Origin of the sequence: Streptomyces sp. NPDC005761, from assembly GCF_040630635.1 — a bacterium.
Taxonomy (GTDB): Bacteria; Actinomycetota; Actinomycetes; order Streptomycetales; family Streptomycetaceae; genus Streptomyces.
On sequence record NZ_JBEXXX010000045.1, the window covers coordinates 19,925 to 33,340 of the forward strand.

Genomic DNA, 13,416 nt, shown 5'->3' on the forward strand with positions numbered 1-13,416 from the left:
GGGGGTCAAAACAGTCCCCTTTTCCGGACATTGACGAACGAAGCGACGAACGTCCGGGCGCGGTGCAACGATCGGCCAGCCTACCTCGCACCGTATGCCGACCGGGTCAGGGGGCAAGGTCCGAACGCAGTGCGGACAGCAGAAAGACGACCGTGCGTTCGCGCTCCGACCATGCAGCCGTGTCGAGTTCGACGGACTGGAGGAGGGAACAGGCGACCGTGTACCCGTTCTCGGTGAGGGCTGCGCCGAGCGTCTCGGCCTCGTCCCGGGTCGAGGCGTGCGTCACGATCCGCTCGGGCCTGCGATCGGCGACCGCGGTGACTACGGGGGCTCCGCCGCCCCCGATCCGTACGACATCGGGCTCGGGCAGCCGTTCCAGCACGTGCGGTGCCCGGCCCTCGACGACCTGGAGCTGGACCCCGAAGGCCCGGGCGGCCGCGGCCGTGCGGGCGCAGGCATCGGCGTCGCTGTCGACGGCCAGGACAGCCGCGCCGAAGCGGGCCGCCTCCACGGCCAGGGCGCCGCTGCCCGAGCCGATGTCCCAGAGCAGGTCTCCGGTCCGTGGTCCGAGGTGGGCTAGTTGGGCGGCCCGCAGTCCGGGGGCCTCGCCCTCACCGTCTCCGCCGTGAGGGTCCGTTCCTGGGCCCCGGTAGGCGTCGGCGGGCAGTGCCCAGCCGCGTACGCCCTGGGGGTAGGCGGGGTGGCGGCCCGCGATCCAGGCTCCTTCGGCCCGCTGTTCCGGGCCTCCCCCGACGACGATCACGACGTTGGGATCGCGCCAGACGTGGTCGGCGGCGGCGTCCGAGGTGACGACGGTGACCTGCTCGCGTTCGGTGCCGAGTTCCTCGCAGATGACGAAGGTGCGGTGGACGCCTTCGAGGAGCAGGGCGAGTTCGGCGGGGCCCGCACCGGGTGAAGTGAGGACGGCGACCTTGTGATGGGCACGGCAGACGTTCACGGCGCGGCGCAGAGTGCGGGGGTGGGCGACGACCGTCTGGGCGTCCTCCCACGGCATGCCGGCGCGGGCGAACGCGGTGGCGACGGAGGAGACGGCGGGCACCACTTCGACTTCGAGGCCGTGCTCGGGGGCGCGCAGGGTGCGGACGACCCCGAAGAAACCGGGGTCTCCGTCGGCGAGGACCACGGCGCTGCCACGGTGGCCGGCGATCCGGCGGGCCGCGAGATCGACGGAGCCGAGGCGGATGCGCTCCGCGCCGTGCGGGACTTCGGGCAGCGCGAGGTGGTGGGCGGCGCCGGCGACGAGGGTCGCGGCCGAGAGTGCGGCCGTGGCCGCTCTGGTCAGTGGCGAGCCGTCCCAGCCGATCACTGTGACCCGGTCGGCCATCTGTCGTCAGTCTCCTGGAGTTGTCGCAGGTGGGGCTGGTTGCCCAAGGTCGGGCAGGGTGAGGCTACCTGGTCCGGACCAGTGCCGTGCCGGTGCCCCGGAAAGGCCGGCGCTCTCAGTTCCAGTCGTTGTAGGTGCCGTAGCCACCGGCGTCGGCGAGCTCTTCGGCCACCCCTTCGAGGTCCTCGGGGAGCAGGCCCCAGACGATCAGATCGGTCCTGATGTCGGTCCATCCCCCGTCCTCGGTCTGTGAGCGGGCTATACGGGCGTTGCGCAGCACTCCCTCGCTGATGCAGCCGAGCTTCTGCGCGACCTGCTGGGAGGCGGTGTTGTCGGCGGCGGTACGCAGTTCGATGCGCTCGAAGGCCTGGTCGCGGAAGAGCCACTGCGCCACGGCCAGGACCGACTCGGTCGCGTAGCCCTCGCCGCGCGCCCACGGGGCGGTGATGTAGGCGGCCTCGGTGGCACGGGTGCGCCAGTCGGTGTTGCGCAGACGTACCGAGCCGACGAGCCGCTGGGTGAGGAACTCGGTGACGGCGAGCACGATGCCGTCTCCCTTGGTGCGCTGCGCGGGAGCGATCCTGCGGACCCAGCGCTCGGCGTCGACCTGGGTGTAGGGGTGGGGTGCCTCGGTCCAGGCGACGACGAGTTCGTCGTTCATCATCTCGATGTACGCGGGGACGTCCGCCATGTCGAACGGGCGCAGCACCAACCGGTCCGTGCTGATGGAGATGTCCGGAAAGGTGGAAGTCATGCGCAGCTCCATGCCGAAGACCGTGTAAAGGCACAGCATGCAGCATCGGGCGGACCTTGTGCATGGCCGGGTCGGCACGGCCGGGCCCCGCACACCCGGGCGGGGTGTGCGGGGCCCGGCGGACAAGTGCCGCGCCCGGGTCAGGACTTGGCTGCGGTACCGAAGGCCGGGACGACCGAGCCCTGGTAGGTGTCCTCGATGAACTTCTTGACCTCGTCGGAGTGGAGGAGCTTCACGAGCTTCTCGACGCGGGGGTCCTTCTCGTCGCCCTTCTTCACGGCGACGATGTTGGCGTACGGGTTGCCGGCGGCCTTCTCCAGGGCCAGGGAGTTCTTGGCGGGCTTGAGGCCGGCCTCGATGGCGTAGTTGCCGTTGATGACGGCGGCATCCACGTCGTTCAGGGCGCGGGGCACGGTTGCGGCCTCCAGCTCCTTGAACTCCAGGCCCTTCTTGTCGGTGATGTCGCTCAGCTTGGCGCTGGTGCCGACGCCGGCCTTGAGGGTGATCAGGCCGTTCTCGGCGAGGAGCTGGAGCGCGCGGCCCTCGTTGGTGGTGTCGTTGGGTACGGCGATGGTCTGGCCGGACTTGATGTCGCCCAGGCCCTTGACCTTCTTGGAGTAGAGGCCGAGGGGCTCCAGGTGCACGGTGCCGACGGAGACCAGGTGGGTGTTGTTCTTCTTGTTGAAGTCGTCCAGGTAGGGCTGGTGCTGGAAGAAGTTGGCGTCGACCTGGCCGGTCTCGGTGGCGGTGTTCGGCAGGACGTAGTCCGTGAACTCCTTCACCTCCAGCTTGAGGCCGGCGTCGGCCGCCAGGTTCTTCTTGACGAAGCCCAGGATGTCGGCGTGCGGCGTCGGCGACGCGGCGACGACGAGGGCCTTGGAGGTGTCGGCATCGGCGCCGCCCCCGGACTTGGACGCCGGGTCGGAGTCCGTGCCGCAGGCGGTGAGGCCGAAGGCGAGGGCGGCGGTGGCGGCGGCAGCCGCGGTGAGCTTGATGTTCTTACGCACGAAGAGTGCCTCTTTCAGGTGGTGATGGTGGTACGCCCGGACAAGGAGTGCGGGCTCGGGGAGGAGAAGTCTCAGGAGGTGCGGCCGCGGCGGGCCAGCAGGCGTACGGCTCCGTCGCCGATCAGCTGGATCACGGTCACGATGACGATCAGCAGCGCGACGGTGATGAGCATGAACTGGTTGTCGAAGCGCTGGAATCCGTAGGTGACGGCCTTGGATCCGAGGCCTTCGCCGCCGACCGCTCCGGCCATCGCGGAGTAGCCGATGAGCACGATGACGGTGGTGGTGACGCCGGAGACGAGGGACGGCAGCGCCTGCGGCAGCAGGACCTTGCGGACGATCGTCGGGATGGAGCCGCCCATGGACTGGACGGCCTCGACGAGCCCGTGGTCGACCTCGCGCACAGCCGTCTCGACGAGCCGGGCGAAGAACGGGACGGCGCCGACGGCGAGCGGGACGATCATCGCGGTCGGGCCGATGAAGGTGCCCACGACCCAGGTGGTGAAGGGGATCAGGGCGATCAGCAGGATGATGAACGGCAGCGAACGGCCGATGTTCACGATCACGCCGATGACCTTGTTCACCGGGGTGTTCTGCAGCAGTCCGCCCTTGTCGGTGAGGACGAGCAGGACGCCGAGCGGCAGTCCGACCAGGATGGTGACCACCGCGGACCACAGGACCATGTAGAGGGTGTCGACGGTGCCCTGCGTCAGCAGCGGCTGCATTTCGGACCAGGTCACTTCGCCACCTCCTTGGTGAGCGGTGCGGGGATGATGACGGGTTCGGCGTCTGTGCCGTCGACGAGCTCGGCCTGCAGTCCCTGCTCGCGCAGGAAGCCGATCGGGACGACGTTCTCCTCGAAACGGCCGGGCAGTTCGATGCGCATCCGGCCGATCTGCTTGCCTCCGACCGTGTCCATCGCGGCACCGAGGATCGAGATGTCGATGTTGTACGTGCGGGAGAGCTGCGAGATCACCGGGCGGCCTGCGGCATCCCCGTGGAAGGTGACGTCGACGACCGTGCGGTCGGGACCGGAGGCGGTACCGCCTACCGGGAACAGCTCGTGGGCGAGTTCGGAGCCGGGTGTGGCGAGCAGGTCCCCGACGGTTCCGGACTCGACGATGCGTCCCCGCTGCATCAGCGCGGCGGAGTCGCAGATCGTCTTGACGACGTCCATCTCGTGCGTGATGAGCAGGACGGTGAGGCCGAGCTGCTGGTTGAGGTCGCGCAGCAGCTGGAGGATGGAGCGGGTGGTCTCGGGGTCCAGGGCCGACGTCGCCTCGTCGGAGAGCAGCACCTTGGGGTCGCCCGCGAGCGCACGGGCGATGCCGACGCGCTGCTTCTGACCGCCGGAGAGCTGCCCCGGGTAGGCCCTGGCCTTGTCGGCGAGGCCCACCAGGTCGAGGAGTTCGAGCGCCTTGCGGGACCGTTCGCGGCCGGTGACGCCGAGGATCTCCAGCGGGAGTTCGACGTTGCCCTGCACGGTGCGGGAGGCCAGCAGGTTGAAGTGCTGGAAGACCATGCCGATGCGGCTGCGCGCCTCGCGCAGTTCCTTGCCGGCCCGGCGGCCACGGCCCGCCAGTGCGGTGAGGTCCTGCCCGGCGACGGTCACGGTGCCGGAGGTGGGGCGCTCCAGCAGGTTGACGCAGCGGATGAGGGAGGATTTCCCGGCGCCGCTCTGCCCGATGACGCCGTACACCTCGCCCTCGCGGACGTGCAGGTCGACGCCGTCCAGAGCGGTGACCTCACGGCCGCGCGACTGGTAGACCTTCGTGAGGCCCGTAGTGGTGATCACAGGGTTTCCGTCACTGTCGAGTGCGCGGCGCGGTGTCCGCCGGGCACGGGGCATTCGTCCGGTGAGACTGTCCGGACGGTTCGATCGGACGTTCCGAGCGGGTCCCGGCGCGGCCGCACGCACGGCGGTGGCCGGGCAGCAGCGTGCTGGGAGGCGCGTTCCGCTGGGTGCGGACGGCTCGGGCTCGGTCTCGCTTCGGGGCGCGAGGCTCAGGCGGGGGCCCTCAGAAGGCGCGCATTCGACACATACAACGAGCACCGGGCGTCGTGATCGCCTCGGTCGCAAGGGTGCGGCTGCTCGTCGTGGTCATGCGCCAAGTAAAACAGACGTGAGGTTCCCGCCGAACCCGCTGTCCGGATAGCGGACAGCCGTGGATGGGCCGGGGACTCCGGCCGACCGGCTTCGGCCCCCTCCGGCCGGACCGCCATGACCTGCACCGATACGGGGGACGAGCGCTCCGCGTCGCCGCGCTTCACCTGCCGGGAGCGCCGGGGCGTGTGGTCAAGACCACGATCACTCGCCAAGGGCCCGCAGCCCGGCCGCGGGCCCCCTGCCCACCGGTGCGGCGGCGGGCGGGCACGGGGGCGCACGCAAGGGGCCCCGCGGTCCGTAATACCCTCGGCTCATGCTTGACGCCCTGACGATCGCGGTCGGCGTGGCCGCCCTCGCCCTCGCCGCCTGGTGCGGATTCGCCGCCTACCGGGACCAGCCGACCAAGGACTGGCACTTCATCGGGATGGCCGTGGTCTCGGCTCTGGCACTGGCCCAGCTGGTGGTGGGGATCGTGCAGCTGGCCCGCGGCGAACGGCCGGAACAGGGCATGACCATCTTCATCGCCTACCTGATCGGGGCCTTCCTCGCCGTACCGGCGGCGGGCTTCCTGTCGCTGAGCGAGCGGACCCGGTGGGGCTCGGTGACGGTGGCGGCGGGAGCGGTCGTACTGGCCGTCCTCGAAGTACGGCTCTACGACATCTGGGGAAACTGACCGTGACCGACACCGATCGCACCCCCGCAGCGGCCGCCGCCGGCGAGAAGCAGCCCTTCGATCTGGGCACCGGGCCGGGGCGGGTACTCGTCTGGTTCTACGGCGTGTTCACAGTGGCGGCGGCGTCCCGCGCGGTCGTCCAGATGATCCTGGACTTCGGCAAGGCCCCTTTGTCCTACGTGTTGTCGGCCGCCGCCGCGGCCGTCTACGGCTTCATCACGTACTCGCTGGTGCGCGGTGGCGAGAGGGCGCGCCGGACGGCGCTGGTGTGCTGCGCCGCCGAGCTCGCCGGGGTGCTGATCGTGGGTACGTGGACGCTGGTCGAGCCGTCGGCCTTCTCGGACGCGACGGTCTGGTCGTACTTCGGTCGGGACTACCTGTTCATCCCGGTGATCCTTCCGGTCACCGGGATGATGTGGCTGCGCCGCGCGAGGCGTGACAGCCTTTAGGCGCTCGTCACATAGGCGGGCGCCGAGGCCTCCTTCTCCAGCAGGATCATTCGGACACCGTCCTGACCGGTGGCGTTGCCGACGGGCGCGTAGCCCGCGCGCCGGTAGAGCCGCAGATTGCCTTCGCTCCGGTGTCCGGTGTGCAGCCGGAAGCGGGTGGCCGACCGCTGGTCGGCGAGTCCGCTCTCCGCCGCGCCCAGCAGGCGGGCACCGAGCCCGTGCCCCCGGAGCCGTGGGTGGACGCAGAGCTTCCCGATCTGCCCGGTGCCGTCCTGTTCCGCCGACCCGCGTACCGAACCGACGACTTCCTCGCCGAGCCGCGCCACGAACACCAGGTTCGTGGCGATTTCGGCACGTACCGAGTCGAGGGTCTGGACGAGCGGGTCGATCCGGTAGTTCCCGTACAGCTCCGCCTCGCTCTGAAAACAGAGGTACTGGAGTTTCAAGATCTGTTCGGCGTCCTGTGCCTTCGCCGCCGAGATGATCACGCTCATGCCCATCTGCGCATGCCTCTCGCTCACCTGATCCGCCGGTTGTCTACCGCTCCTTTCCCCGCAGTTCAGGAGCTACAACCTCCGCCGCCAGCATTCTGCGCAGACATCCAAGGCATCGGGAACGGATCGGACCCAAACTGCCCTGTGACATACCCAACTCCCCTGCGATTTCGCGGTAGGTGGGGTCGACCGGAGAAAGCAGGGCGCGCAGTAAGCGCGCGCAGGGGCCGGGGAGACGGTCCACCGCGGCGTGCAGCACCCGGCGTTGGTCGGCTCCGAGGGCTGCCCTCTCCGGGCAGCCGGAGAGGTCGGCGGCCCTCTCGTCACGGTAGGGGCGCTCGCGCCGGGCGGTGCGGCGGGCCCGGCGGGCCTCCGCCCTGACGGTGTCCCGCACCCAGCGGGCGGGGTCCGCGGGCATTCCCTGGTCCATCAGCCGCTCCAGCAGCCGCAGCCAGAGGGCCTGTTCGAGGTCGGCGGGGTCGACGGCGGCGCCGGTGGCGGATGCCGCGGCCTCCGCCCTCGCCTCGGCCTGGACCAGTGGACGGAGCGTGCGGACGACGGTCGCGGCGCCCGGGGCGGGGAAAGCCCGAGGAAGATCGAATGGAGTCACGCCCCCACCCGACCCGGCATGCCGGTCACCGGTTGCCGAACCTGCCGGGACCACCCGACCGGGGCATGCCCCGGCCGGGTGCTGACGCCGCCACGATTCGTTCATGCCGGCCCCGCCCCGCGAGCCCGGCATGAAGCGAACGGGGTACCTAGTGGCCCGCGAAGTCCGCCGCCGCGAGCAGCGCCGTGTCCGGGTTGTCGGAGAAGATCCCGTCGATTCCCGTGGCGAAGTACGCCGCGAAGGCGCCGAAGGCGTCGCCGTACGCGTTGGGGTCCGTGCCCCGGCGGAAGTCGGCGGGCAGGAAGGTGTTCTCGTTGCGCATCGTGTACGGGTGCAGGATCAGGCCCTGCGCGTGCGCGTCGCGCACCAGGGTGGTGGGCGTGGTGAGCCGGCCCGAGCCGTCCTTGGGGATGATCAGGTCCAGGGTGGGGCCGATGCCCTGCGCGAAGGACGCCATCCACTCCAGGCCCGCCGGCTTCACCAGGTCGTCGGTGGTGCGCGGGTCACCGGACGCCACGAAGTCCCACGGCTTGGAACCGGCACCGGAGAGCAGGACGACACGCGGAGTGGCCACGAGCTTCGACAGCCGCTGGATGCTGCCGGGTTCGAAGGACTGGAGGATGAGCGGCGACTGCGCACGGTGCCGGTTGTAGCGGCGCAGCAGCTTGGCGAGCGGCTCCTCCAGACCCAGGCCGAGACCGCGGAAGTAGGTGGGGTGCTTGGTCTCGACGTACAGCCAGACGGGCTTTCCGCGTCGTCGGCCCTCACGGTCGGCCCAGCGCAGGACCTCTTCGAAGGTGGGGACCTCCCAGCGGCCGTCGTACAGCGTGTTCTTCTGACGGTTGCCGGGTATGCGCTCCTTGGCCCGCAGCGTCTTCAGCTCGGCGAGGGTGAAGTCCTCGGTGAACCAGCCGGTCAGGGACACGCCGTCGACCTTCTTCGTCGTCCGGCGGTTCGCGAACTCGGGGTGGGCGGAGACATCGGTGGTGGCGGTGATGTCGTTCTCGTGGCGGCACACGAGGTGGCCGTCCCTGGTGGGGACCAGGTCCTGTTCGATGATGTGCGCGCCCATGTCGAGGGCCAGCTGGTAGGAGCCCAGCGTGTGCTCGGGGCGGTAGCCGCTGGTGCCGCGGTGCCCGATGACGGTCGGCACCGGCAGGTCGAGGCGGTGGCCGCCGTGCCCGCCGGACTTCGCCGCGGGCTTTCCGGCCGCCTGCGCCGTTCCGGTGACGCCGAGGGCCGCGGTACCGAGTACCGCGGCTCCCACGCCCATGACGGTCCGTCGTCCGGGACTGGCCTGCGCACGCTCTGTCATGAATGCTCCTCGCATGTGATGTCCGGCACCTGTCGGGCGAGGACCGAGCGTAGGCATCGGTGCGGTCCGGACGGCGCCATCCGGACGAACATGGCGCAAACACACGTCAACACTGCGTATCCACTGGGTGAACCCGATGTGCGATCAGCGAGTACCCGCGAGTATCGTCCTCACCTGCATGGACCCTTGCAGTTCGTCGCCCCGGCCGGCCCGGCCACTACACCGGAGGAACCGTTGTCCCGTCTCGCACTCATCAAGGCAGTGCTCGGACCGATCCTGCGTCTGATGTTCCGTCCGCGGATGGAGGGCATCGAGAACATTCCGGGCTCCGGGCCGGTGATCCTGGCGGGCAACCACCTGACGTTCATCGACTCGATGATCATGCCGATCTGCTGCGACCGTCCGGTGTTCTTCATCGGTAAGGACGAGTACGTCACGGGCAAGGGAATCAAGGGCCGGCTGATGGCCTGGTTCTTCACGGGCGTCGGCATGATCCCGGTGGACCGCGACGGCGGCCGCGGCGGTGTCGCGGCGCTGATGACCGGCCGCCGGATCCTGGAGGAGGGCAACGCCTTCGCGATCTATCCCGAGGGCACCCGCTCCCCCGACGGCCGCCTCTACCGTGGCCGTACGGGCATCGCGCGCCTGACGCTGATGACGGGTGCTCCGGTGGTGCCCTTCGCGATGATCGGTACGGACAAGCTGCAGCCCGGCGGTTCCGGACTGCCCCGGCCCGGCAAGGTCACCGTCCGCTTCGGTGCGGCGATGGAGTTCTCGCGCTACGAGGGCATGGACCGCGACCGCTATGTGCTGCGGGCGGTGACGGACTCGGTGATGGCCGAGGTGATGCGGCTGTCCGGCCAGGAGTACGTGGACATGTACGCGACGAAGGCGAAGGCCGCCTGAGCCGCAGCGCGACTGCGCGGCACCCGGAGAACAGGAGGGGCCCGTACGCCGGTCGGCGGACGGGCCCCTTTCGTGTGCCCGCATCAGTCCTTGACGATGCCCTCCTCCAGTTCCTGGCCGCGCAGCAGGAACCAGGCGGCGACCGCTGTCGCCATGAGAACGACCGCACCGATGGCCGAGGCGGCCCCCAGCCCGTCGACGAAGGCGTCCTGCGCGGCGGAGACCAGGGTCGTCGCCTCCGGTTCGGGCAGCGCCTCGGCCGCCTCGACCGCGCCGCCCAGCGACTCGTGGGCGGCCGACGCGATGTCGGCCGGGGTCCCGGCGGGGGCGGTGAAGCCCTGGTAGACCCCGGTGACGATGGAGCCGAGCAGGGCGATACCGAGGGCGGCCCCCAGCTCGTAGGCGGTTTCGGAGACCGCGGACGCGGAGCCGGCGTGCTCCTTCGGGACGCTGGAGAGGATCACGTCGGAGGTGACCGTGAAGGCGAAGCCCGCCCCCACACCGACCACCAGCAGGAGCGCGCCGATCAGCGGATAGGCGGTGTCCTTGTGGACAGCCGCGACCGCGGCCAGTGCCAGGCCGATCCCGGCGAGACCGCCGGCCACCACGGACCGCACCGAGAAGCGGCGGGCGGTGGTACCGGCCAGCAGGCCCGCGGTGACCGCGCCGACGGCCGCGGGCAGTTCGGCGAGCCCGGCCTCCAGCGGCCCGCGTCCCTGGACCAGTTGCAGGAACTGGGAGAGGAAGAAGACCAGGCCGGAGAGACCGAGGATGGTCAGCAGATCGGCGAGCACCGCGCCGGAGAAGCCCCGGTGGTGGAAGAGCCGCATGTCGAGCAGCGGGGCGGGCAGCCGGAACTGCCGGCGTACGAACCAGATGAGCGCCGCCAGGCCACCGAGGCCCGAGAGGGCGACCTCCCAGCTCCCACCATGTGCGGCGAGCTCCTTGATGGCGTAGACGACCCCGATCATGCCGACCAGCGAGAGCGCCACGCTCAGCAGGTCCCACGGCCCGGGCGCGGGGTTCTTCGACTCCGGGATCATCTTGATCCCGACGACGACGAGCACCGCCATGACCGGCAGGTTGATCAGGAAGACCGACCCCCACCAGAAGTGCTCCAGGAGGAAACCGCCGACGACGGGCCCTACGGCCGCGCCCGCCGAGGCCATCGCGCCCCAGATGCCGATGGCGAGGCTCCGCTCCCGGGCGTCGTGGAAGAGGTTGCGGATCAGGGCGAGGGTGGACGGCATCAGGGTGGCGCCCGCCACGCCCAGCAGGGCCCGCGCGAGGATCATCATCTCGGGCGTCTGCGCGTACGCGTTGAGCACCGAGACCGCGCCGAAGGCGGTGGCTCCGCACAGCAGCAGCTTCTTGCGGCCGATGCGGTCACCGAGGCTGCCCATCGAGACCAGGAGACCCGCGATGACGAAGGAGTAGACGTCGCCGATCCAGAGCAACTGGGTGCCGGTCGGTTCGAGGTCCTCGCTGAGGAACGGGGTCGCGAGGCCCAGCACGGTGGCGTCGACGGCCACCAGGAGCACGGCGAGCACGAGCACGGACAGCGCGATCCACCGCCCGGGGCGGTGCAGCTCGGGCGGGGGCTCCGGTTGCTGTTCGATGCTGCTCATTGCTCCACGCTCCGGCGTGCGCCGCCGAGCAGCAACTCGACGATCATGTACGCGAAGTCCTGTGCGGCCACCCGGCCCGCCTGAACGGCCCACGCGGCGCTGCTGATGAGCCCGTAGAGCGCTTCGGTCAGCCAGGCCGGGGTCAGGTCGATGCGGATCTCGCCCCGCTCCTGCCCACGCCGGAAGAACGCGGCGACCCGGGCGTCCAGCCGGTCCCAGCCGTCGTTCTGCTCGTCGCCCTCGAAGAGCTGGTTCTCGGTCACGAGGAAGGAGAGGAGCCCGGCACTCGGCTCGATCGCGGCGACGAACCGGCGCAGGGCCTCCTGCGAGGTGCCCTCGTCCAGCACCGCGGCGTCGAGTGCTGCGCCGAACTCCTGGATGCCCAGCTCCTCCAACGCCCTGACCAGCGCGTCCCGTCCCGCGAAGTGCCGGTGCAGGGTGGCACGGCCGATGCCGGCGGCCTTGGCGACCTCGTCCATGGTGGCCGTCGATTTACGGGTCAGCAGGGCGGCGGCGCTGCGCAGCACCTGCTCACGATCAAGAGTCATGAGACGACACTAGCCCATTTGAGACAGAGGCGTCTCACCGGAAATGAGCTCGCGTCGCCGACCGGAAGCGGAGGACCATGTCTGCATGAAGCCGCTGCTGCTGATCGACATCGACGGTCCGCTCAATCCGTACGCAGCGCTCTCCCGCCGCCGCGCACCGGAGGGATACACCAGGCACCACATGCGGCCAACGGGGTGGACCGACGGCATGCCCCTGCCCGTTCTGCTCAACCCCGGCCACGGCGGGGAACTCCTCTCGCTGGCCGGCCGCTACGACCTGATCTGGGCGACCACGTGGAAGGACGAGGCGAACGAGTGGATCGGGCCGCGTCTGGGGCTGCCTCCTCTGCCGTACATCGACTGGCCGGACATGCACGGCGCCGCGCCGGCCGGTACGTACTGGAAGACGCAGTACGTCGTGGAGTACGCGGCCGGGCGGCCGTTCGCGTGGATCGACGACGAGATCACCGAGCTGGACCGGGCGTGGGTCGCGGAGCACGGGGCGGACCGCGAGAGCCTGCTGCTGCGGATCGACCCGGGGATCGGCCTGGAGCGGGCCGACTTCGACGCGCTGGCCGCGTGGGCGGACGCCCGGGGAGCGGCCTGCTGACCGCTCCCCGCTCTCAGTCGCTCAGCAGGGTCAGATCGAGCCCGGGCAGCCGGGCCGGATCGTTGATCACGAACAGCTCCACCACCTTTCCGCGCTCGATCGTGAACCGCATGACCGAGAAGCGCTGTCCCTCCACCTCGGAGACGACGGCCGGGGCACCGTCGAGCACTGCCGGCCGCGCCGACCGGCCGAAGGGGGCGAACATGATCGCCTGACGGGCCACGTTCGCGGCTCCGCGCACGAGCGAGGCGGCTCCGGCCACCCCTTCGGACCGGGCCACGACCTCCGGGTCGAGCACGGCGACGAGCGCGTCGAAGTCGCCGCTGCGGGCCGCGGCGAGGAAGGCGTCCACGACCTCCCGTCGGCGGGCCGCGTCCGGGTCGGGCACCGGGTCTGCGCCCTGCACCCGGCGGCGTGCCCGGCTGGCGAGCTGCCGTGCGGCAGCGGGGGTGCGGTCCACGATCCGGGCGATCTCGTCGAACGGCACCGCGAACATGTCGTGCAGCACGAAGGCCAGGCGCTCGGCCGGGTCAAGTGTCTCGAGTACGACGAGCAGCGCGAGGCCGACCGAGTCGGCCATCAGCGCCTGCTGCTCCGGATCGGCGCCCGGCCGCGGGCCCAGGGCAAGGCCGGGCACATCGGCCTCCACCGCGCCGGTCTCCAGAGGTTCCTCGCGGCGGGAGCGGCGCGAGCGCAGGATGTCCAGGCAGACCCGGCCGACCACGGTGGTCAGCCAGCCGCCCAGGTTGTCGATCGCCGCGCCGTCGGAACGGCCGAGACGGATCCACGCCTCCTGGACGGCGTCCTCCGCCTCGCTGTCGGAGCCGAGCATCCGGTACGCCACCGCTCTGAGGCGGGCCCGGTTCTCCTCGAAGCGTGCCGCCAGGAACTCGTTTCCGTCCACCGTCGTCCTCCTGCGTCGTCTGCCGTCACCACACTGACGCAGGGCACCCGGCCGATGTGACAGGAG

15 protein-coding genes are annotated in these 13,416 nt (G+C 70.5%); 4 read left to right on the forward strand and 11 right to left on the reverse strand.

Features of this window, described 5'->3' with window-relative positions:
* Positions 1 to 106: 106 nt before the first annotated feature.
* From cbiE to ABZ434_RS30030, 5 genes are all read right to left on the reverse strand, one after another.
* On the reverse strand, positions 107 to 1,345 hold the full coding sequence (gene cbiE, locus ABZ434_RS30010) for a precorrin-6y C5,15-methyltransferase (decarboxylating) subunit CbiE (protein ID WP_359143123.1): 1,239 nt from the start codon (positions 1,343 to 1,345) through the stop codon (positions 107 to 109).
* Positions 1,346 to 1,460: 115 nt separating this feature from the next.
* Positions 1,461 to 2,138: a GNAT family N-acetyltransferase gene (locus ABZ434_RS30015; RefSeq protein ID WP_359143124.1), complete on the reverse strand. Its 678-nt coding sequence runs from the start codon at positions 2,136 to 2,138 to the stop codon at positions 1,461 to 1,463.
* Positions 2,139 to 2,239: 101 nt separating this feature from the next.
* Positions 2,240 to 3,106 carry a MetQ/NlpA family ABC transporter substrate-binding protein gene (locus ABZ434_RS30020; RefSeq protein ID WP_359143126.1) on the reverse strand — a complete coding sequence of 289 codons (867 nt, stop codon included), beginning with the start codon at positions 3,104 to 3,106 and terminating at the stop codon, positions 2,240 to 2,242.
* A 71-nt stretch (positions 3,107 to 3,177) separates the two neighbouring features.
* Positions 3,178 to 3,846 carry a methionine ABC transporter permease gene (locus ABZ434_RS30025; protein WP_359143128.1) on the reverse strand — a complete coding sequence of 223 codons (669 nt, stop codon included), beginning with the start codon at positions 3,844 to 3,846 and terminating at the stop codon, positions 3,178 to 3,180.
* A complete protein-coding gene (locus tag ABZ434_RS30030) occupies positions 3,843 to 4,901 on the reverse strand; it encodes an ATP-binding cassette domain-containing protein (protein WP_359143130.1) in 1,059 nt (352 codons plus the stop codon). Before ABZ434_RS30030 ends, ABZ434_RS30025 begins: the two co-directional genes overlap by 4 nt.
* Before the next feature lie 625 nt (positions 4,902 to 5,526).
* Here ABZ434_RS30030 and ABZ434_RS30035 point away from each other — a divergent pair.
* Together ABZ434_RS30035 and ABZ434_RS30040 are read left to right on the forward strand one after the other, a co-directional pair.
* Entirely contained in the window at positions 5,527 to 5,886 is a 360-nt protein-coding gene (locus tag ABZ434_RS30035) for a hypothetical protein (protein WP_359143132.1), read from the forward strand.
* A 2-nt stretch (positions 5,887 to 5,888) separates the two neighbouring features.
* Positions 5,889 to 6,335, forward strand: coding sequence for a hypothetical protein (locus tag ABZ434_RS30040; RefSeq protein ID WP_359143134.1), 447 nt, complete (start codon positions 5,889 to 5,891; stop codon positions 6,333 to 6,335).
* Here ABZ434_RS30040 and ABZ434_RS30045 read toward each other — a convergent pair.
* The 3 genes from ABZ434_RS30045 to ABZ434_RS30055 form a co-directional block, all read right to left on the reverse strand.
* Positions 6,332 to 6,835, reverse strand: a complete 504-nt coding sequence (locus ABZ434_RS30045; RefSeq protein ID WP_359143209.1) for a GNAT family N-acetyltransferase — start codon at positions 6,833 to 6,835, stop codon at positions 6,332 to 6,334. The genes ABZ434_RS30040 and ABZ434_RS30045 overlap by 4 nt on opposite strands.
* A 37-nt stretch (positions 6,836 to 6,872) precedes the next feature.
* Positions 6,873 to 7,439: a sigma-70 family RNA polymerase sigma factor gene (locus ABZ434_RS30050; RefSeq protein WP_359143136.1), complete on the reverse strand. Its 567-nt coding sequence runs from the start codon at positions 7,437 to 7,439 to the stop codon at positions 6,873 to 6,875.
* A 148-nt stretch (positions 7,440 to 7,587) separates the two neighbouring features.
* The gene (locus ABZ434_RS30055) at positions 7,588 to 8,754 is read right to left on the reverse strand and encodes a glycerophosphodiester phosphodiesterase (protein WP_359143138.1); all 1,167 of its coding nucleotides are present in this window, start codon (positions 8,752 to 8,754) and stop codon (positions 7,588 to 7,590) included.
* A 234-nt stretch (positions 8,755 to 8,988) separates the two neighbouring features.
* On the opposite strand from ABZ434_RS30055, the gene ABZ434_RS30060 reads away from it, so the two are divergent.
* Entirely contained in the window at positions 8,989 to 9,660 is a 672-nt protein-coding gene (locus ABZ434_RS30060; protein ID WP_359143140.1) for a lysophospholipid acyltransferase family protein, read from the forward strand.
* An 83-nt stretch (positions 9,661 to 9,743) separates the two neighbouring features.
* Here the strand turns inward: ABZ434_RS30060 and ABZ434_RS30065 are convergent, their stop codons facing one another.
* Both ABZ434_RS30065 and ABZ434_RS30070 read right to left on the reverse strand, forming a co-directional pair.
* Entirely contained in the window at positions 9,744 to 11,288 is a 1,545-nt protein-coding gene (locus tag ABZ434_RS30065) for an MFS transporter (protein ID WP_359143142.1), read from the reverse strand.
* Complete coding sequence (locus ABZ434_RS30070) at positions 11,285 to 11,836, reverse strand: TetR/AcrR family transcriptional regulator (protein WP_359143144.1); 552 nt, start codon at positions 11,834 to 11,836, stop codon at positions 11,285 to 11,287. The genes ABZ434_RS30065 and ABZ434_RS30070 overlap by 4 nt, the downstream gene beginning before the upstream one ends.
* 85 nt (positions 11,837 to 11,921) lie before the next feature.
* Between ABZ434_RS30070 and ABZ434_RS30075 the strand changes: the two genes are divergently transcribed.
* A complete protein-coding gene (locus ABZ434_RS30075) occupies positions 11,922 to 12,446 on the forward strand; it encodes an HAD domain-containing protein (RefSeq protein ID WP_359143146.1) in 525 nt (174 codons plus the stop codon).
* Between the two features lie 13 nt (positions 12,447 to 12,459).
* Here ABZ434_RS30075 and ABZ434_RS30080 read toward each other — a convergent pair whose 3' ends face one another.
* The gene (locus ABZ434_RS30080) at positions 12,460 to 13,350 is read right to left on the reverse strand and encodes a sigma-70 family RNA polymerase sigma factor (protein ID WP_359143148.1); all 891 of its coding nucleotides are present in this window, start codon (positions 13,348 to 13,350) and stop codon (positions 12,460 to 12,462) included.
* Positions 13,351 to 13,416 lie beyond the last annotated feature (66 nt).